The organism is Pseudomonas sp. Rh2 (assembly GCF_040762985.1).
Lineage (GTDB): Bacteria > Pseudomonadota > Gammaproteobacteria > Pseudomonadales > Pseudomonadaceae > Aquipseudomonas > Aquipseudomonas taiwanensis.
This window is the reverse complement of the sequence record NZ_CP142890.1, coordinates 474,465-492,785: the sequence shown is the minus strand read 5'-3', so window position 1 is coordinate 492,785 and position 18,321 is coordinate 474,465. Positions and strand designations below refer to the sequence as shown.

Genomic DNA, 18,321 nt, shown 5'->3' with positions numbered 1-18,321 from the left:
CCGCATGGCCGTTAAGAAACGGGGTCTCGGACGTGGGTTGGATGCACTGCTAAGTGGTCCTTCCGTCAGCGCGCTCGAAGCGCAGGCTGTCAAGATCGACCAGAAAGAACTGCAACACCTGCCAGTCGAGCTGATCCAGCGTGGCAAGTACCAGCCGCGCCGCGACATGGATCCGGAGGCGCTCGAAGAACTGGCGCACTCGATTCGCACTCATGGCGTCATGCAGCCGATCGTGGTTCGCCCGATCGACGGCAGCCGCTATGAAATCATCGCCGGTGAGCGCCGCTGGCGCGCCACCCAACAGGCCGGCCTGGACACCATCCCGGCGATGGTCCGCGAAGTGCCCGACGAAGCCGCCATCGCCATGGCGCTGATCGAGAACATCCAGCGTGAAGACCTCAACCCACTGGAAGAGGCCCTTGCCCTGCAGCGCTTGCAGCAGGAGTTCGAACTGACCCAGCAGCAGGTGGCCGACGCCGTGGGCAAGTCGCGGGTGACCGTGGCCAACCTGCTGCGCCTGATCTCGCTGCCGGAAGTCATCAAGACCATGCTCGCCCACGGCGACCTGGAGATGGGCCACGCCCGAGCTTTGCTCGGCCTGGAGGAAGATCGCCAGGAAGAGGGGGCGCGTCATGTTGTCGCACGTGGGCTGACCGTGCGCCAAACTGAGGCACTGGTACGCCAGTGGCTCAATGGCAAACCTGAGCCGGTCGAACCGAGCAAACCTGATCCGGACATCGAGCGCCTTGAACAGCGGCTGGCAGAGCGCCTGGGCTCCCCGGTGCAGATCCGCCACGGCAACAAGGGCAAAGGCCAGTTGGTTATTCGTTATAACTCGCTTGACGAGTTGCAAGGCGTGCTTGCTCACATCCGCTGAAACAATTCCCGTTGTAGCGCGCAGTCGGAAATCACTACCGAAGAGTTGAATAGGGGTTAATCCACCCCTATACTCTGCGCGCATTTTGTCGGCACAAATTATGCCAAGTCATTGCTGACTTGTTGGTCGACTTCCGAGGAGCAGTTCTGATGGAAATCCGCACGCCAAACCGCTTGCCTTTCCATCGCTGGGCAGTTTTTCCGGTACTGCTGGCTCAATTTGTCGTACTGCTACTGGCAACATTGGGGTTGTGGCAGTGGAAAGGGACGGTCAGTGGATATTCAGGCCTCTGCGGAGGTTTGATTGCCTGGCTACCCAATATGTATTTCGCCTGGAAGGCTTTTCGCTACAGCGGAGCCCGGGCGGCGCAGGCCATCGTCAAGTCGTTCTACGCAGGCGAGGCAGGCAAGATGATTTTGACGGCAGTGTTGTTTGCACTGACCTTCGCAGGAGTGAAGCCATTGGCGCCGTTAGCAGTATTCGGCGTCTTCGTGCTGACCCTTTTGGTCAGCTGGTTCGCGCCCCTGCTGATGAATAAAAGACTTTCGAGACCTTAGGGCGTTTGAGGCAACCATGGCAGCAGAAACCGCTTCGGGCTATATCCAGCACCACTTGCAGAACCTGACCTACGGTCAACTACCAGACGGCAGCTGGGGCTTCGCCCATTCGGCTGCAGAAGCCAAAGCGATGGGCTTCTGGGCGTTCCACCTGGACACCCTGGGCTGGTCCGTTGCACTGGGTCTGATCTTCCTGTTCATCTTCCGCATGGCGGCGAAGAAGGCGACCTCCGGCCAACCCGGCGGCCTGCAGAACTTCGTCGAAGTGCTGGTCGACTTCGTCAACGGCAGCGTGAAGGACTCCTTCCACGGCCGTAGCCCAGTGATCGCCCCGCTGGCGCTGACCATCTTCGTCTGGGTATTCCTGATGAACGCCATCGACCTGGTTCCGGTCGACTGGATTCCTCAGCTGGCCATCCTGATCTCCGGTGATCCGCACATCCCGTTCCGCGCGGTTTCGACCACCGACCCGAACGCGACCCTGGCCATGGCCTTCTGCGTGTTCGCCCTGATCATCTTCTACAGCATCAAGGTCAAGGGCCTGGGCGGCTTCATCGGTGAGCTGACCCTGCACCCGTTCGGCAGCAAGAACATCTTCGTTCAGATCCTGCTGATCCCTGTGAACTTCCTGCTGGAATTCGTCACCCTGATTGCCAAGCCGATCTCGCTGGCACTGCGTCTGTTCGGCAACATGTACGCCGGCGAGCTGGTGTTCATCCTGATCGCCGTGATGTTCGGCGCCGGCATCCTGTGGCTCAGCGGCCTGGGTGTGGTGCTGCAGTGGGCGTGGGCTGTGTTCCACATCCTGATCATCACCCTGCAAGCCTTCATCTTCATGATGCTTACCATCGTCTACCTGTCGATGGCTCACGAAGATAACCATTAAGACCGCCTGGCGTGTCTGATAGCCTTCCCCGCTCGTTTGGGGGGAGGGCTCTAAAAGTCCGCAAGGGCAGCTGTACCAAACGATTTGTTTTACCGCTTCAAACTAAAAACCTAACCAATACGACGTAAAAGTCGGGAGGAAAGATGGAAACTGTAGTTGGTCTGACCGCTATCGCTGTTGCTCTGCTGATCGGCCTGGGTGCTCTGGGTACCGCCATTGGTTTCGGCCTGCTGGGCGGCAAGTTCCTGGAAGGCGCTGCTCGTCAGCCTGAGATGGTTCCGATGCTGCAGGTGAAAATGTTCATCGTTGCCGGTCTGCTCGACGCCGTAACCATGATCGGTGTTGGTATCGCTCTGTTCTTCACCTTCGCGAACCCCTTCGTTGGTCAGATCGCCGGCTAATCACTCGTTCCCACGAGTTGATTGGTGTGATGGACAAAGACCGAGCGAGGTGTTGGCGTGAACATTAATGCAACCCTGATTGGCCAATCCGTTGCTTTTCTGATTTTTGTACTCTTCTGCATGAAGTACGTATGGCCTCCGGTCATCACTGCCCTGCAAGAGCGCCAAAAGAAGATTGCCGACGGCTTGGACGCTGCCAACCGCGCAGCTCGCGACCTGGAGCTGGCCCAAGAGAAAGCGGGTCAGCAACTGCGTGAAGCGAAGGCACAGGCAGCTGAAATCATTGAGCAAAGCAAGAAACGCGCTGCTCAGCTTGTCGAGGAAGCCCGTGAACAGGCTCGCGTCGAAGCTGACCGTGTGAAGGCTCAGGCTCAAGCCGAGATCGAACAGGAACTGAACAGCGTCAAAGACGCCCTGCGTGCCCAAGTGGGTGCCCTGGCTGTCGGCGGTGCTGAAAAGATCCTTGGCGCCACAATCGATCAAAACGCGCATGCAGAGCTGGTTAACAAACTGGCCGCTGAAATTTAAGCGAGGGCGATCATGGCAGAACTGACCACGTTGGCCCGACCTTACGCTAAGGCTGCCTTTGAGCATGCCCAGGCCCATCAGCAACTGGCCAATTGGTCAGCCATGCTCGGCCTGGCTGCTGCGGTGTCGGAAGACGACACCATGCAGCGCCTGCTCAAGGCCCCGCGACTGACAAGCGCAGAAAAGGCCGCCGCATTCATTGAAGTGTGCGGTGACAAGTTCGATGCACAGGCACAGAATTTCATTCATGTTGCCGCGGAAAACGACCGTCTCCTGCTTCTGCCGGAGATTTCCGCTCTGTTCGACCTGTACAAGGCCGAGCAAGAGAAATCCGTGGACGTGGAAGTCACCAGTGCTTTTGCGTTGAACCAAGAACAGCAAGACAAACTCGCCAAGGTTCTCAGTGCACGGCTCAGCCGGGAAGTGCGCCTGCACGCGTCGGAGGATGCCAGCCTGATCGGCGGCGTCGTCATCCGCGCCGGCGACCTGGTAATCGATGGCTCGGTTCGCGGCAAGATCGCGAAACTGGCCGAAGCATTGAAATCTTGAGTTTGAAGGGGCAGCAGAGCAATGCAGCAACTCAATCCTTCCGAAATTAGTGAAATCATCAAGGGTCGCATCGAGAAACTCGATGTCGGCTCCCAAGCCCGCAACGAAGGTACCGTCGTATCCGTTTCTGACGGTATCGTACGGATCCACGGTCTGGCCGACGCTATGTACGGCGAAATGATCGAGTTCCCGGGCGGCGTATACGGTATGGCACTGAACCTGGAGCAAGACTCCGTAGGTGCAGTGGTACTGGGTGCGTACACCTCCCTCGCCGAGGGCATGAGCGCCAAGTGCACCGGTCGCATCCTGGAAGTTCCAGTCGGCAAAGGCCTGCTGGGCCGCGTCGTCGACGCGCTGGGTAACCCGATCGATGGCAAAGGTCCTCTGACCACTACCGAAACCGACGCAGTCGAAAAGGTTGCGCCGGGCGTTATCTGGCGTAAATCGGTAGACCAGCCTGTACAGACTGGCTACAAGTCGGTCGACGCCATGATCCCGGTTGGCCGTGGCCAGCGCGAGCTGATCATCGGTGACCGTCAGATCGGTAAAACCGCCATGGCGGTCGACGCGATCATCAACCAGAAGAACAGCGGTATCTTCTGCGTCTACGTCGCCGTTGGTCAGAAGCAGTCGACCATCGCCAACGTCGTTCGCAAGCTGGAAGAAGCCGGCGCCCTGGCCAACACCATCGTCGTTGCCGCCAGCGCCTCGGAATCCGCCGCACTGCAGTTCCTGGCACCTTACGCCGGCTGCACCATGGGCGAATACTTCCGTGACCGCGGTGAAGACGCGCTGATCGTTTACGATGACCTGTCCAAGCAGGCCGTTGCCTACCGTCAGATCTCCCTGCTGCTGCGCCGTCCGCCAGGACGTGAAGCGTACCCAGGCGACGTGTTCTATCTCCACTCCCGTCTGCTGGAGCGTGCATCGCGCGTTTCGGAAGAGTACGTCGAGAAGTTCACCAACGGTGCTGTGACTGGCAAAACCGGTTCCCTGACCGCTCTGCCGATCATTGAAACCCAGGCTGGCGACGTTTCCGCGTTCGTTCCGACCAACGTGATTTCCATCACCGACGGTCAGATCTTCCTGGAATCGGCCATGTTCAACTCGGGCATCCGTCCTGCAGTTAACGCCGGTGTTTCGGTATCCCGTGTAGGTGGTGCCGCTCAGACCAAGATCATCAAGAAGCTGTCCGGTGGTATCCGTACCGCTCTGGCTCAGTACCGTGAACTGGCTGCATTCGCCCAGTTCGCTTCCGATCTGGACGAAGCGACCCGCAAGCAGCTGGAGCATGGTCAGCGCGTCACCGAGCTGATGAAGCAGAAGCAGTACGCGCCGATGTCCATCGCGGACATGGCTCTGTCGCTGTACGCCGCTGAGCGTGGTTTCCTGACTGACGTAGAAGTCTCCAAGGTCGGCAGCTTCGAGCAAGCGCTGATTGCCTACTTCAACCGTGATCACGCCGATCTGATGGCGAAGATCAACGTGAAGGGTGACTTCAACGACGAAATCGACGCTGGCATGAAAGCTGGTATCGAGAAGTTCAAGGCCACCCAGACCTGGTAAGCCGCAGCGGGGGCTGTAGCCCCCGCTTGCTAACCTGATAGGTGATACATGGCAGGCGCAAAAGAGATTCGCAGTAAGATTGCGAGCATCAAAAGCACGCAAAAAATTACCAGCGCCATGGAGAAAGTGGCGGTCAGCAAAATGCGCAAGGCACAACTGCGCATGGCTGCTAGCCGTCCTTACGCGGAGCGTATCCGCCAGGTGATCGGTCATCTGGCCAACGCCAACCCGGAATATCGCCACCCGTTCATGATCGAGCGCCCTGTAAAGCGCGCCGGTTATATCGTGGTGAGCAGTGACCGTGGTCTGTGCGGTGGCTTGAACACCAACCTGTTCAAGGCCCTGGTCAAGGACATGAACGAAAACCGCGAACAGGGCGTTGAAATCGACCTGTGCGTGATTGGTAGCAAGGGTGCGACTTTCTTCCGCATCTTTGGTGGCAATGTCGTAGCTGCGATCAGCCACTTGGGCGAAGAGCCATCGATCAACGACCTGATCGGCTCCGTCAAAGTGATGCTGGACGCCTACCTGGACGGCCGTATCGATCGCCTCTCGGTGGTTTCGAACAAGTTCATCAACACCATGACCCAAAAACCGACGGTCGAGCAATTGGTACCGTTGGTGGCAACCCCGGATCAGGATCTCAAGCATCACTGGGACTACCTGTACGAACCCGACGCAAAAGAGCTGCTGGACGGCTTGATGGTGCGTTACGTGGAGTCGCAGGTGTACCAGGCGGTGGTCGAGAACAACGCTGCTGAACAAGCGGCCCGGATGATCGCCATGAAGAACGCCACAGACAACGCCGGTGACCTGATCAGCGAACTCCAGCTGATCTACAACAAGGCGCGTCAGGCTGCGATCACCCAGGAGATCTCGGAAATCGTCGGCGGCGCTGCCGCGGTTTAACGGTTCAAATATTCAGAGGATCCAGCTATGAGTAGCGGACGTATCGTTCAAATCATCGGCGCCGTCATCGACGTGGAATTCCCACGTGACGTCGTGCCGAGTGTTTACAACGCGCTGAAAGTACAAGGCGCGGAAACCACCCTGGAAGTTCAGCAGCAGCTGGGCGACGGCGTGGTTCGTACCATTGCGATGGGCTCGACCGAAGGCCTGAAGCGTGGTCTGGATGTCGTCGACACCGGCGCTGCCATTTCCGTTCCAGTTGGTAAGGCCACTCTGGGCCGTATCATGGACGTTCTGGGCAACCCGATCGACGAAGCTGGCCCGATCGGCGAAGAAGAGCGTCGTGGCATTCACCAGAAAGCCCCTTCGTTCGCTGACCAGGCAGGCGGCAACGACCTGCTGGAAACCGGCATCAAGGTTATCGACCTGGTTTGCCCGTTCGCCAAGGGTGGTAAGGTTGGCCTGTTCGGTGGTGCCGGCGTCGGCAAGACCGTTAACATGATGGAACTGATCCGTAACATCGCCATCGAGCACAGCGGTTACTCCGTGTTCGCCGGTGTGGGTGAGCGTACTCGTGAGGGTAACGACTTCTACCACGAGATGAAGGACTCCAACGTTCTCGACAAAGTAGCGCTGGTCTACGGTCAGATGAACGAGCCACCAGGAAACCGTCTGCGCGTTGCACTGACCGGCCTGACCATGGCTGAGAAGTTCCGTGACGAAGGTAACGACGTTCTGCTGTTCGTCGACAACATCTATCGTTACACCCTGGCCGGTACCGAAGTATCCGCACTGCTGGGCCGTATGCCTTCTGCAGTAGGTTACCAGCCGACCCTGGCCGAAGAGATGGGCGTTCTGCAAGAGCGTATTACTTCGACCAAAGAAGGTTCGATCACCTCGATCCAGGCCGTATACGTACCTGCGGACGACTTGACCGACCCGTCGCCAGCCACCACCTTCGCCCACTTGGACGCCACCGTCGTTCTGTCCCGTGACATCGCCTCCCTGGGTATCTACCCAGCGGTCGATCCGCTGGACTCGACTTCCCGTCAGCTGGACCCGAACGTGATCGGCAACGAGCACTACGAAACCGCTCGTCAGGTTCAGTATGTTCTGCAGCGCTACAAAGAGCTGAAGGACATCATCGCGATCCTGGGTATGGACGAACTGTCCGAAGCCGACAAGCAACTGGTAGCCCGCGCTCGTAAGATCCAGCGCTTCCTGTCGCAGCCGTTCTTCGTGGCCGAGGTCTTCACCGGCTCGCCAGGCAAGTACGTTTCCCTGAAGGACACCATCGCTGGTTTCAGCGGTATCCTCAAAGGCGACTACGACCACCTGCCAGAACAAGCGTTCTACATGGTCGGCAGCATCGACGAAGCGATCGAGAAAGCCAAGAAACTGTAATCCCGGCGCCCCGCAAGGGGCGCTAATCAGGTTGAGGCAAGCAGATGGCTATGACAGTCCATTGCGATATCGTCAGCGCGGAAGGAGAAATCTTCTCCGGTCTGGTCGAGATGGTAGTAGCGCACGGCAACCTGGGCGATCTGGGTATCGCTCCAGGCCACGCGCCGCTGATCACCAATCTCAAGCCAGGTCCGATCACGCTGACCAAGCAGGGTGGCGAGCGCGAGGTGTTCTACATCTCCGGTGGCTTCCTCGAAGTGCAGCCGAACATGGTCAAGGTACTCGCCGACACCGTGCAACGTGCCGCCGACCTGGACGAAGCCTCCGCTCAGGATGCCGTCAAGGCAGCTGAGAAGGCCCTGCATGAGAAAGGCGCGGATTTCGACTACAGTGCCGCATCCGCACGTCTGGCCGAGGCCGCAGCTCAGCTGCGCACCGTCCAGCAGATCCGCAAGAAGTTCGGCGGCTAATACCGCTGGGTTCATGCAGATTGAGAAAAAGGGTAGCCATCGGCTACCCTTTTTCTTTTTTCACCCCTCAATACCGGTCATGCCACTGACCGCCCAGGATTGGTAGCCAGTCAATGTCACTCGATATCGTTATTCTCGCCGCCGGCCAAGGCACCCGCATGCGCTCGGCGCTGCCCAAGGTCCTGCACCCCGTGGCCGGCAATTCCATGCTTGGTCATGTTATCCACAGCGCGCGCCAGCTCAAGCCGCAAGGTATTCATGTGGTGATAGGGCATGGTGCTGAGCTGGTGCGTGAGCGCCTGGCTGCCGACGATCTGAATTTCGTCATGCAGGACAAGCAACTGGGCACCGGCCATGCGGTTGCCCAAGCGCTGCCTGCCCTGAGTGCGGATACTGTGCTCGTGCTGTACGGCGATGTTCCACTGATCGAAGTGGAAACGCTGCAACGCCTTCTGGCCAAAGTGAGCGAGCAACAGCTGGGACTGCTTACCGTGACGCTGGACGATCCGACCGGCTATGGCCGTATCGTGCGTGACGAACGGGGCCAGGTAGCGGCGATCGTCGAGCACAAGGATGCCAACGAAGCTCAGAAGGCGATCAAGGAAGGCAACACCGGAATTCTGGCCGTACCGGCTGCACGTCTGGCGGATTGGTTGGGCCGTCTGTCGAACAACAACGCTCAGGGTGAGTATTACCTGACTGATGTTATCGCCATGGCGGTCGCCGATGGCCTGGTGGTAGCGACCGAGCAGCCGCACGACCCGATGGAAGTGCAGGGCGCCAACGATCGGCGCCAGCTGTCTGAACTGGAGCGCCATTACCAGCTGCGTGAGGGGCGTCGCCTGATGGCCCAGGGCGTGACCCTGCGTGACCCTGCGCGTTTCGACGTGCGTGGCGAAGTGACCGTGGGGCGCGACGTTATGATCGACGTCAACGTGATTCTCGAAGGCAAGGTCATCATCGAGGACAACGTAGAGATTGGCCCCAACTGCGTCATCAAGAACAGTACGCTGCGCAAGGGAGTGGTGGTCAAGGCCAACAGCCATCTGGAAGGCGCGGTAATGGGTGAGGGCAGCGATGCCGGCCCGTTCGCTCGCTTGCGTCCGGGCAGCGTGCTCGAGGCCAAGGCCCATGTGGGTAACTTCGTTGAACTGAAGAATGCGCACCTGGGCGAAGGTGCCAAGGCCGGTCACCTCACCTACCTCGGCGATGCTGAAATCGGCGCTCGTACGAACATTGGCGCAGGCACCATTACCTGCAACTACGACGGTGCCAACAAGTTCAAGACCGTGATGGGCGAAGATGTGTTCATCGGGTCGAACAACTCGCTGGTAGCCCCTGTTGAGATCAAGGCTGGCGCCACCACCGCTGCAGGTTCCACGATCACGCAAACCGTAGAGGCTGGGCAATTGGCTGTGGCACGCGCGCGCCAACGCAATATCGATGGCTGGAAACGGCCGGAGAAGATCAAGAAAGACTGATTATCCACAGCCGTTGGATCGAAAGCCGACTTATGTGAATAAGTCGGCTTTTTTTTGGGGCTCCGTCAACGCCGGCAAGTCAGCGCTTACTCGTTATCCACAGAGCGCTTTTCCGATAACGGGCCTTGACGAACGAATGTTCTTAGGTTTTGATTGCAACCATTATCTTTCGAATCGAAACTTAAGCGCCCATGTCGAAACGAAATACCCCTCAACGCCGTCACAACATCCTGGCCTTGCTCAGCGAGCAGGGTGAGGTCAGCGTTGATGCCTTGGCAAAGCGCTTCGAAACGTCGGAAGTGACCATTCGCAAAGACCTTGCCGCGCTGGAGGCCAATGGGCTGTTGCTGCGCCGTTATGGGGGGGCGGTGCCAGTGCCGCAGGAAATGCTGGGCGAGTCCGTGCAGCCGGTTTCTGCCTACAAGAAAGCCATTGCCCGCGCCGCCGTAGGTCGTATCCGTGAGCACGCGCGCATCATCATCGACAGCGGCAGCACCACCGCAGCCATGATCCCCGAGCTTGGTCGACAACCCGGTCTGGTGGTGATGACCAACTCGCTCAATGTGGCCCGCGCCATCAGCGAACTGGAACACGAGCCGGTGCTGTTGATGACCGGTGGTACCTGGGACCCACATTCCGAGTCGTTCCAGGGCCAGGTCGCCGAGCAGGTACTACGCTCTTACGATTTCGACCAGCTGTTCATCGGCGCTGATGGCATCGACCTCAATCGTGGGACCACAACGTTCAACGAGTTGCTGGGCCTTAGCCGAGTGATGGCCGAAGTGGCCCGGGAAGTGATCGTCATGGTCGAGTCGGACAAGGTCGGGCGCAAGATCCCCAACCTTGAGCTGCCGTGGAGCAGCGTGACCACCCTTATTACAGATGAGCGCCTGCCCGCATCGGCACGCGAACAGATTCAAGCCCGCGGCATCAACCTGATCTGCGCCGCGATCAGCCAGGAGCAATAATCATGTGTGGAATCGTCGGTGCCGTAGCCGAACGCAACATCACTGCCATCCTCATCGAGGGCCTGAAGCGCCTTGAGTACCGCGGGTACGACAGTGCCGGCCTTGCTGTCTACACCCAACAGGGGCAGCTCGAACGCCGTCGCCGTATCGGTAAGGTGAGCGAGTTGCAGGCTGCCGTTGCAGCCGAGCCGCTGGTAGGCCAGTTGGGCATCGCTCACACCCGCTGGGCGACCCACGGCGCGCCAACCGAAGGCAATGCCCACCCGCACTTCTCCGGCAATGAGGTTGCCGTGGTGCACAACGGCATCATCGAGAACCACGAGGAGCTGCGCGAGGAGCTCAAGGGGCTGGGCTACCTGTTTGCGTCCCAGACCGATACCGAAGTCATCGTCCATCTGATCCACCACACCCTGAAGTCTACTCCGGACCTGGCCGACGCGCTGAAGACGGCGGTCAAGCGCCTGCAGGGTGCCTATGGTCTGGCGCTTGTCAGCGCGCATCAGCCTGATCGCCTGGTCGCGGCGCGCAGCGGTAGCCCGCTGGTGATTGGCCTGGGACATGGCGAGAACTTCCTCGCCTCCGACCAACTGGCCTTGCGCCAGGTCACCGACCGCTTCATGTACCTGGAGGAGGGGGACATCGCTGAAATCCGCCGCGACCAGGTACAGATCTGGGACCAGGCCGGTCACCGGGTTCAGCGTGAGACCGTGCAGTACCACGAAGGTGCGGAAGCTGCGGACAAGGGCACGTACCGTCACTTCATGCTCAAGGAAATCCACGAGCAGCCGACCGTCGTTCAGCGCACCCTCGAAGGTCGCCTGGGCAAGGATCATGTCATGGTCCAGGCCTTCGGCCCGCAGGCTGCCGAGCTGTTCGCCAAGGTGCGCAATGTGCAGATCGTTGCCTGCGGCACCAGCTACCATGCCGGTATGGTTGCCCGTTACTGGCTCGAGAGCCTGGCCGGTATTCCGTGCCAGGTGGAAGTGGCCAGCGAGTTCCGCTACCGCAAAGTGGTGGTTCAGCCGGATACGCTGTTCGTTTCTATCTCCCAGTCTGGCGAAACCGCAGACACCTTGGCCGCGCTGCGCAATGCCAAGGAGCTTGGCTTCCTCGGTAGCCTGGCGATCTGCAACGTCGGCATCAGCTCCCTGGTGCGTGAATCCGACCTGACCCTGCTGACCCTCGCAGGTCCAGAGATTGGTGTGGCGTCGACCAAGGCCTTCACCACCCAGTTGGTATCGCTGATGCTGCTGACCCTGGCGCTTGGCCAGGTCCGCGGAACCCTCGAGGCCGGCATAGAAGCAGAGTTGGTCGAAGAGCTGCGCCGCTTGCCGGCACGCCTTGGTGAGGCACTGGCTATGGACGGTACCGTCGAGAAGATTGCCGAGTTGTTCGCTGACAAGCACCACACTCTGTTCCTGGGCCGCGGTGCCCAGTATCCGGTGGCAATGGAAGGTGCGCTCAAGCTCAAGGAGATTTCCTACATCCATGCTGAAGCCTACCCTGCAGGTGAACTCAAGCATGGCCCGCTGGCGTTGGTAGACAGCGATATGCCTGTGGTGACTGTGGCGCCGAACAACGAGCTGCTGGAGAAGCTCAAGTCCAATCTGCAGGAAGTGCGTGCCCGTGGCGGCGAGCTGGTGGTATTTGCCGACGAGCAAGCCGGCATGAGCAACGGTGAAGGTACCCACGTGATCAAGGTGCCGCACATCGCCGATGCCCTGGCACCGATTCTGTACACCATTCCGCTGCAACTGCTTTCGTACTATGTGGCAGTGCTGAAGGGGACTGATGTGGACCAACCTCGTAACCTGGCTAAATCGGTTACTGTGGAATAAGTCTCACCGTCCAGTGGATTGATTGATTCTTGAGAATAAAAACTGTCGCTAGACAATAAGGACTGTCGCAGAGGAAGGGAGCCGTCCCGGCTCCCTTCGTCGGCTCAGGCTTATTTCTCTGCAAACTCAGCCTGATGAGTCCCTCTCCTTCGTACGTCAGGCCTGATGGCCCAGGCGCCCGGACCAGTGATGGCCAAGCCTGCAAACAGGATGGTGAACAGCCACGCGAATTGCGCTTGTTCCAACGTCCAGTCGGGGTGGACTACCACCAGCGCAACTCCGAGCACGGCCAGCACTGGCAGGCAAGCGAGGCGCGCGAAAACGCCCAGGATCAACAAGATCGGGCAAACCACTTCCGCAAACACCGCCATCGAGAGTGTCAGGGTTGCCCCCAGACCGAACGGATCCTCGATCTGTTGCAGCTCGCTGCTCCAGTGAAGAAGCTTCGGCAGACCGTGGATCTGAAGAAGCAACAGAGCGGCAGATACGCGTAGAAACAGCAGGCCAAGCGGCAATGAGATTTTTGCCAGGCCCGCGGGCCCCTGGCGGATTTCAGTTGGAGTCATTTTCAAAGGTCCTCTTGCGACGTCCGCGCTTTAGCGGTGATGTGTATGTGATTCAGCCAGAAGGTGGCGGATACGCACGGGAACATCTTCGGTTTGAAACTTCCGCACGCGGGCCTCGATTTTCAGCTCACCCCGTGTGACGCGGTGGTGATGGCGCAAGTGTTCAAGCCACGATTCCTCGAAGAAGAACTCCTGCCACAGTGCGGGTTCGGCACTGTCTTGCATCAATCCCCAAGACAACGCGCCGTTACGCTTGCGCATTGCCTCCAGGTCGCGGGCAGCCTCGGAGAACGCCTCGGCCTTCGCAGGGTCGATGTGGTATTCGACCGTCACCATTACCGGTCCGCGTTCTTGATCCATCTCAGCGTTGATCAGAGGGGTTGGCCAGTGCAGTGAGGGCGCGAGTTCGTCGGCTTCGGTCTCGGGAAGCGTAACGTTGCATGTGAGAATCGTGCCTAGCGCCAACCCGCCAGAAGCCACCAGCAAGCTCAGGGTGATCGAGGCATGGCTCGCCACGGAGCCCCACAAAAAGCCTCCGCTGGCCATGGCCCCGAAGAAGACCAGGATATAAACCGACAGCGCACGGGCTCTGACCCACGCTGGGACCGATGTTTGCGCAGCGACCTGCATGTTCGAGAGCACCGCGATCCAGGCCGCACCGCTCAACAGCATGGCGGGCATCAGCACATAGAAATTTCGCACCAAAGCCAAAACCAGCAGGAAAAGCGCATAGAGAAGGCTGGCGATCATCACCAGTCGATCTCTGCTGATGCGTTCGCGCAGGCGAGGCAGCAGGGTAGCCCCACCCACTGCGCCAATACCGATGGCGGCGAGAAGCATGCCGAAGTCAGCGGCGGTACCTTGCATTTCACCGCGGACGATCAGCGGCAGCAGCGAGGTACCGGCACTCGCGAACAAGAAGAATGCCAGTGCACGAATCAGCACTGCTTGAAGGGGTTTGGAACTGCGAGCGAAGCGCAAACCAGTACGCATGGCACCCATGAAACGTTCTGCTGGAAGCAGTGGCTCCTTGATCTCACGTTTCCATGTGAACAGCACCAGGATGACACCCGCGAATGAAATGGCGTTGAGGGCGAATGTCAGCCACGGGCCGACCAGGCTCACGACAACGCCTGCTAACGCTGGGCCTATCGCGCGCGATACGTTGATCCCGACACTGGAGATCGCCACCGCATTGGGCAGGTCGTCCTTGCTGACGAGCTCAGGCGTCAGTGCACTCCACGCCGGCATCATCAAGGCCGTACCGATGCCCAAGGCGAGGGTGAGCATCAGCAGCAAAGGAATGTTCATCAGCCCCAGCAAGGTAAGGCCAGCGAGTGTTACCGCTACTGCAGACATCCACAGCTGCACGAGCAGCAGGTAGCGACGTTTATCGACGATGTCAGCGGCGGCACCGGCGGGTAGCGCCAGGAAGAACATTGGTAGCGAGCCGGCCACTTGGATCAATGCCACGTGGAGCGGGTTGGCGGAAAGGGTCGTCATCAACCATCCGGCGCCGACCTCATGCATCCAGGTACCGATGTTGGAAGCAATCGTTGCGATCCACAACATGCGGAAGGTGGTGTTGCGCAGGGGGCTCCAAGCGCTTGCAGTCGATGTGTTCATTCCGTTGCTGCCCTTTAGGTGTTATCGGGTCCAGGTGATTCCCGGTGCTTGGTAACGAAGCCTGGCAGTGCGAGAAAGCATGCGCAGCCCAGTACGCAGGCTTCGAGGTTTGCGATGAGAGGAATCTACTGTCAATGCCTGGGTTGAAAAACCCGCTTCGGCAGGAATAAGTGTCTCGCTGAGTGGGACAAACTGAGCTCATCAGCCAGTGGGAGACGCCCGCCCTGCCGCAGGCATTCATGCGAGAGCAGGGCGACTATCTGTTACAGTCCGCCAGTCAATCCCCAGGAGATGTACAAGGATGTCACTTCACGATTGGTTCGGCTTTGTCGTCGTCGCCATGCTGGTCACCCTGACCCCAGGTCCCGGCGTGATCATGGCGCTGTCCAATTCGGTGGCCTTTGGGCCGCGACGGGCCATGCTGGGTTCGGTCGGAAACGCCTTGGGCTTGCTGGTGATCTCGGCCGCCACCAGTGCGGGACTGGGCGTGCTACTGCAGGCGTCGGCCACGGCCTTCCTGCTGCTGAAGGTGCTCGGTGCAAGCTATCTGATCTACCTGGGCGTGAAGCAGTGGAAGAGCCGCACCAGTGCCTTCGATAAACTCGATCAGCCGGCCAGGCGCGCTACCCCCCTCAACAGACTGATGCTCAACGGTGTGACCGTGGCGCTGACCAATCCCAAGGCGATTTTGTTCTTCGCAGCGTTCCTGCCGCAGTTCATCCGCCCGGGTAATGATTCGAACGTGCAGTTGGGCATTCTCGTGCTGACCTTCGCGGCCTGCTCGATGATCTCCCATGCCTTCTATGTGACCTTGGCCCAGGTGCTGCGCAGCAAGCTTGCTGCGCCGAACCGTGCGAGGCTGATGAATCGGCTGTTCGGCGCCTCGTTCGTGGCGCTGGGGGCGAGCCTGTTCACCGTTCAGGCCAAGGTAGCCTGAATCTCGGTCATCATCCCTGGAGGGGAGAGAGGGGTATCTGAGCGCCAGACACGCTGGCGCCATCAACCAAGCCACCCTTGTCATGGAACTTGCGCACCCAGCCGCCCAACAGTGAATGTTTTTTTTTCACGAACCGATCCTGTGAAACTGTGTATCGCGGAGGAAATCCTTCTTCAAGCACTTTAGCGCGCGGTACTTCAAATTTCCCCCTTCTCGAAACGTCCGGTCAAATCCCCAAAACCAGCTAAATAGAGCCTTTTCTATGGGTTTAGTGTCATTCTGAATCTGACACAAATATTTCTGCATTGTAGATTTATGAAAATAAACGTGTCATAAATGCTGCCGAAACCGGTCCCGTGAGCGGGTAGGCTTTCACGTCAGGGCTGCACGCAGGCTCTAGGACTTGGCGCTGAAAAGCTTGCCACTCGGTGCGGGAAAAGAACTGTCAGGAGCAGGGGTGAAGCCCTGCGTCGACAACCACCTCGCCCCAGTCAGGAGTCAATAAGATGAACAAGATCGTACTTCTCGGAGCACTGGCGCTCTACGCCTCCACCAGCATCGCTTCCGCCAGCGAAGACACCCTGCGTATTGGTATCGAAGCGGCTTATCCGCCCTTCGCCTTCAAAACCCCTGAAGGCCAGATCAGCGGGTTCGACTACGACATCGGCAACGCCTTGTGTGCCGAAATGAAGGTCAAATGCGAGTGGGTCGAGCAGGAATTCGATGGGCTGATTCCATCGCTGAAAGTACGCAAGATCGACGCGGTGCTGTCGTCGATGTCCATCACTGAAGACCGTCTGAAGTCAGTGGATTTCACCAAGAAGTATTACCAGACCCCAGGCAAGCTGGCGATGAAAGCTGGCAGCGTGGTGAATGATCCATTGGTTGACCTCAAGGGCAAGAAGGTCGGTGTACAGCGCGCGTCTACCTACGATCGCTTTGCCTCCGACCAGTTTGAACCCGCTGGCATCGAAGTGGTGCGTTATGCCTCACAAAACGAAGCCTTCCTCGACCTGGTGGCCGGTCGGCTGGACGCTACCTTGGCCGACATCATCAATACCAGTGAAGGGTTTATCAAAACCCCCATAAGCAAGGGCTTCGCCTTGGTCGGGCCGGACTTCAACGACCCAAGGTACTTCGGCAAAGGGGCTGGTATTGCGGTTCGCAAGGGCGACAGCGAGAACGCTGCGCGCATAAATGCTGCGATCGACGCGGTACGTGCCAACGGCAAGTACCAGCAAGTGCAGGCAAAGTACTTCGCGTTCGATATCTACGGCAAGTGACTGCTGGGAGCGCAACCGCTTCCACCTTTTAGTGCTTGAGCGCCGCCTCGGACGGCGCCGGTTGAGGACCCCCACCATGCTGCACGGCTATGGCCCGACCATTCTCCAGGGTGCCTGGCTCACGCTGAGCCTGGCGCTGATTTCCATGACGGTGGCGATTGCCCTTGGCTTGTTGGGGGCGGCGGTTCGCTTGTCGCATGTGAAATGGTTGGCAGCACTCGGCGAAGGCTATGCCACGGTCATCCGTGGCATTCCCGACCTGGTGCTGATCCTGCTGATCTTTTACGGAGGCCAGGACCTGGTCAACCGCTTGGCTCCCTTGCTGGGTCACCCTCGATACATCGACATCAACCCTTTCATCGCTGGCGTCTGCACCATGGGCTTCATCTTCGGAGCCTACCTCTCGGAAACGTTTCGCGGGGCTTTCATGGCTATCCCCAGAGGACAAGCGGAAGCCGGTGCGGCCTACGGCATGAGCGGGATGCAGGTATTTCGGCGGGTGCTGTTGCCGCAGATGATTCGCTTTGCCATCCCAGGTTTCACGAACAACTGGCTGGTCCTGACCAAGGCGACGGCACTGATATCGCTAGTGGGCTTGCAGGACATGATGTTCAAAGCCAAGAACGCCGCTGACGCTACCCGCGAACCCTTCACCTTTTTCCTGGCCGTTGCCGGGTTGTACCTGCTGCTCACTACGGTGTCCCTGGTGATTCTGCGCTGGGTGGAACAGCGCTACGCCGTCGGTACCCGCCTGGCCGAATTCTGAGGAAACGCCCGTGCTGGATTTCAAGCTGATCGCCGACAGCCTTCCGCTCTACGCTGGAGGCGTCCTGGTGACCTTCAAACTGCTTCTGATCGCCCTGGCCGCGGGCCTGGCATTGGCCATTCCCTTGGCACTGCTGCGCATATCCCGCACGCCTTGGCTCAACCGCTTGGCCTGGTTGTATACCTACGTGATCCGGGGCACGCCAATGCTGGTGCAGCTTTTTCTCATCTACTACGGGCTGGCGCAATTCGAGGCCGTGCGGGGGAGTGTGTTCTGGCCGTACCTCTCCAGCGCCACTTTTTGCGCTTGTCTGGCGTTTGCCATCAACACCAGTGCCTACAGTGCGGAGATTCTTGCTGGCGCCTTGAAAGCTACGCCCAGTGGTGAAATCGAAGCGGCGCGAGCTGTGGGCATGTCGCGCTTCACGCTGTATCGCCGGATCCTGTTGCCCTCGTCCCTACGCCGGGCGCTGCCGCAATACAGCAATGAAGTGATCATGATGCTGCACACCACTTCGCTTGCCTCGATCGTCACCTTGGTCGATATCACCGGCGTGGCGCGTACGGTCAGCTCGCGCTACTACATGCCGTTCGAGGCTTTTGTCACCGCTGGCCTGTTTTACCTGTGCCTGACCTTTATCCTGCTGCGCCTGTTCAAGCTGGCCGAAGGTCGCTGGCTTGCGCACCTGGCCCCGCGCAAGAGTTGAGAG

19 protein-coding genes are annotated in these 18,321 nt (G+C 59.1%); 17 read left to right on the top strand and 2 right to left on the bottom strand.

Annotated elements, in window-relative coordinates:
* Positions 1–4: 4 nt before the first annotated feature.
* The 13 genes from VXM67_RS02270 (at position 5) to glmS (ending at position 12,434) form a co-directional block, all read left to right on the top strand.
* Positions 5–877 (top strand): ParB/RepB/Spo0J family partition protein, encoded by an 873-nt coding sequence (locus tag VXM67_RS02270; protein ID WP_023383139.1) that lies wholly within the window; start codon positions 5–7, stop codon positions 875–877.
* 149 nt (positions 878–1,026) lie between these two features.
* On the top strand, positions 1,027–1,434 hold the full coding sequence (locus VXM67_RS02265; protein ID WP_023383138.1) for a F0F1 ATP synthase subunit I: 408 nt from the start codon (positions 1,027–1,029) through the stop codon (positions 1,432–1,434).
* Positions 1,435–1,450: 16 nt separating this feature from the next.
* The gene (gene atpB / locus VXM67_RS02260; RefSeq protein WP_023383137.1) at positions 1,451–2,320 is read left to right on the top strand and encodes a F0F1 ATP synthase subunit A; all 870 of its coding nucleotides are present in this window, start codon (positions 1,451–1,453) and stop codon (positions 2,318–2,320) included.
* Positions 2,321–2,463: 143 nt separating this feature from the next.
* Positions 2,464–2,721 (top strand): F0F1 ATP synthase subunit C, encoded by a 258-nt coding sequence (atpE, locus tag VXM67_RS02255; protein ID WP_003097235.1) that lies wholly within the window; start codon positions 2,464–2,466, stop codon positions 2,719–2,721.
* A 57-nt stretch (positions 2,722–2,778) separates the two neighbouring features.
* The gene (locus VXM67_RS02250; protein WP_023383136.1) at positions 2,779–3,249 is read left to right on the top strand and encodes a F0F1 ATP synthase subunit B; all 471 of its coding nucleotides are present in this window, start codon (positions 2,779–2,781) and stop codon (positions 3,247–3,249) included.
* Between the two features lie 12 nt (positions 3,250–3,261).
* Positions 3,262–3,798 carry a F0F1 ATP synthase subunit delta gene (locus tag VXM67_RS02245; protein ID WP_023383135.1) on the top strand — a complete coding sequence of 179 codons (537 nt, stop codon included), beginning with the start codon at positions 3,262–3,264 and terminating at the stop codon, positions 3,796–3,798.
* A 21-nt stretch (positions 3,799–3,819) separates the two neighbouring features.
* Positions 3,820–5,364 carry a F0F1 ATP synthase subunit alpha gene (gene atpA / locus VXM67_RS02240; RefSeq protein ID WP_023383134.1) on the top strand — a complete coding sequence of 515 codons (1,545 nt, stop codon included), beginning with the start codon at positions 3,820–3,822 and terminating at the stop codon, positions 5,362–5,364.
* Between the two features lie 48 nt (positions 5,365–5,412).
* On the top strand, positions 5,413–6,273 hold the full coding sequence (gene atpG, locus VXM67_RS02235) for a F0F1 ATP synthase subunit gamma (protein WP_023383133.1): 861 nt from the start codon (positions 5,413–5,415) through the stop codon (positions 6,271–6,273).
* A gap of 27 nt (positions 6,274–6,300) precedes the next feature.
* Complete coding sequence (gene atpD / locus VXM67_RS02230; protein ID WP_023383132.1) at positions 6,301–7,677, top strand: F0F1 ATP synthase subunit beta; 1,377 nt, start codon at positions 6,301–6,303, stop codon at positions 7,675–7,677.
* Positions 7,678–7,721: 44 nt separating this feature from the next.
* Positions 7,722–8,147 (top strand): F0F1 ATP synthase subunit epsilon, encoded by a 426-nt coding sequence (locus VXM67_RS02225; RefSeq protein ID WP_023383131.1) that lies wholly within the window; start codon positions 7,722–7,724, stop codon positions 8,145–8,147.
* A gap of 113 nt (positions 8,148–8,260) precedes the next feature.
* The gene (glmU, locus tag VXM67_RS02220) at positions 8,261–9,628 is read left to right on the top strand and encodes a bifunctional UDP-N-acetylglucosamine diphosphorylase/glucosamine-1-phosphate N-acetyltransferase GlmU (RefSeq protein WP_023383130.1); all 1,368 of its coding nucleotides are present in this window, start codon (positions 8,261–8,263) and stop codon (positions 9,626–9,628) included.
* Positions 9,629–9,819: 191 nt separating this feature from the next.
* Complete coding sequence (locus VXM67_RS02215; RefSeq protein WP_027906652.1) at positions 9,820–10,596, top strand: DeoR/GlpR family DNA-binding transcription regulator; 777 nt, start codon at positions 9,820–9,822, stop codon at positions 10,594–10,596.
* Between the two features lie 2 nt (positions 10,597–10,598).
* Positions 10,599–12,434, top strand: a complete 1,836-nt coding sequence (gene glmS / locus VXM67_RS02210; protein ID WP_023383128.1) for a glutamine--fructose-6-phosphate transaminase (isomerizing) — start codon at positions 10,599–10,601, stop codon at positions 12,432–12,434.
* Between the two features lie 110 nt (positions 12,435–12,544).
* On the opposite strand, the gene VXM67_RS02205 is transcribed toward glmS, so the two are convergent.
* The gene (locus VXM67_RS02205; RefSeq protein WP_049818687.1) at positions 12,545–13,000 is read right to left on the bottom strand and encodes a DoxX family protein; all 456 of its coding nucleotides are present in this window, start codon (positions 12,998–13,000) and stop codon (positions 12,545–12,547) included.
* 30 nt (positions 13,001–13,030) lie between these two features.
* A complete protein-coding gene (locus VXM67_RS02200; protein WP_023383107.1) occupies positions 13,031–14,626 on the bottom strand; it encodes an MFS transporter in 1,596 nt (531 codons plus the stop codon).
* 301 nt (positions 14,627–14,927) lie between these two features.
* On the opposite strand from VXM67_RS02200, the gene VXM67_RS02195 reads away from it, so the two are divergent.
* The 4 genes from VXM67_RS02195 (at position 14,928) to VXM67_RS02180 (ending at position 18,318) form a co-directional block, all read left to right on the top strand.
* Complete coding sequence (locus tag VXM67_RS02195; RefSeq protein WP_023383106.1) at positions 14,928–15,563, top strand: LysE family translocator; 636 nt, start codon at positions 14,928–14,930, stop codon at positions 15,561–15,563.
* 506 nt (positions 15,564–16,069) lie between these two features.
* Positions 16,070–16,846 (top strand): ABC transporter substrate-binding protein, encoded by a 777-nt coding sequence (locus VXM67_RS02190; protein WP_023383105.1) that lies wholly within the window; start codon positions 16,070–16,072, stop codon positions 16,844–16,846.
* A 76-nt stretch (positions 16,847–16,922) separates the two neighbouring features.
* Positions 16,923–17,612 (top strand): ABC transporter permease, encoded by a 690-nt coding sequence (locus tag VXM67_RS02185; protein WP_023383104.1) that lies wholly within the window; start codon positions 16,923–16,925, stop codon positions 17,610–17,612.
* A gap of 10 nt (positions 17,613–17,622) precedes the next feature.
* A complete protein-coding gene (locus tag VXM67_RS02180) occupies positions 17,623–18,318 on the top strand; it encodes an ABC transporter permease (protein ID WP_023383103.1) in 696 nt (231 codons plus the stop codon).
* The last annotated feature ends 3 nt before the right edge of the window (positions 18,319–18,321 follow it).

What these genes read in the sequence shown, in the direction of transcription:
- VXM67_RS02270 (WP_023383139.1), top strand. Translation starts at nt 5, where the DNA reads ATGGCCGTTAAGAAACGGGGTCTCGGACGTGGGTTGGATGCACTGCTA.
- VXM67_RS02265 (WP_023383138.1), top strand. Translation starts at nt 1,027, where the DNA reads ATGGAAATCCGCACGCCAAACCGCTTGCCTTTCCATCGCTGGGCAGTT.
- atpB (WP_023383137.1), top strand. Translation starts at nt 1,451, where the DNA reads ATGGCAGCAGAAACCGCTTCGGGCTATATCCAGCACCACTTGCAGAAC.
- atpE (WP_003097235.1), top strand. Translation starts at nt 2,464, where the DNA reads ATGGAAACTGTAGTTGGTCTGACCGCTATCGCTGTTGCTCTGCTGATC.
- VXM67_RS02245 (WP_023383135.1), top strand. Translation starts at nt 3,262, where the DNA reads ATGGCAGAACTGACCACGTTGGCCCGACCTTACGCTAAGGCTGCCTTT.
- atpA (WP_023383134.1), top strand. Translation starts at nt 3,820, where the DNA reads ATGCAGCAACTCAATCCTTCCGAAATTAGTGAAATCATCAAGGGTCGC.
- atpG (WP_023383133.1), top strand. Translation starts at nt 5,413, where the DNA reads ATGGCAGGCGCAAAAGAGATTCGCAGTAAGATTGCGAGCATCAAAAGC.
- atpD (WP_023383132.1), top strand. Translation starts at nt 6,301, where the DNA reads ATGAGTAGCGGACGTATCGTTCAAATCATCGGCGCCGTCATCGACGTG.
- VXM67_RS02225 (WP_023383131.1), top strand. Translation starts at nt 7,722, where the DNA reads ATGGCTATGACAGTCCATTGCGATATCGTCAGCGCGGAAGGAGAAATC.
- glmU (WP_023383130.1), top strand. Translation starts at nt 8,261, where the DNA reads ATGTCACTCGATATCGTTATTCTCGCCGCCGGCCAAGGCACCCGCATG.
- VXM67_RS02215 (WP_027906652.1), top strand. Translation starts at nt 9,820, where the DNA reads ATGTCGAAACGAAATACCCCTCAACGCCGTCACAACATCCTGGCCTTG.
- glmS (WP_023383128.1), top strand. Translation starts at nt 10,599, where the DNA reads ATGTGTGGAATCGTCGGTGCCGTAGCCGAACGCAACATCACTGCCATC.
- VXM67_RS02205 (WP_049818687.1), bottom strand. Translation starts at nt 13,000, where the DNA reads ATGACTCCAACTGAAATCCGCCAGGGGCCCGCGGGCCTGGCAAAAATC.
- VXM67_RS02200 (WP_023383107.1), bottom strand. Translation starts at nt 14,626, where the DNA reads ATGAACACATCGACTGCAAGCGCTTGGAGCCCCCTGCGCAACACCACC.
- VXM67_RS02195 (WP_023383106.1), top strand. Translation starts at nt 14,928, where the DNA reads ATGTCACTTCACGATTGGTTCGGCTTTGTCGTCGTCGCCATGCTGGTC.
- VXM67_RS02190 (WP_023383105.1), top strand. Translation starts at nt 16,070, where the DNA reads ATGAACAAGATCGTACTTCTCGGAGCACTGGCGCTCTACGCCTCCACC.
- VXM67_RS02185 (WP_023383104.1), top strand. Translation starts at nt 16,923, where the DNA reads ATGCTGCACGGCTATGGCCCGACCATTCTCCAGGGTGCCTGGCTCACG.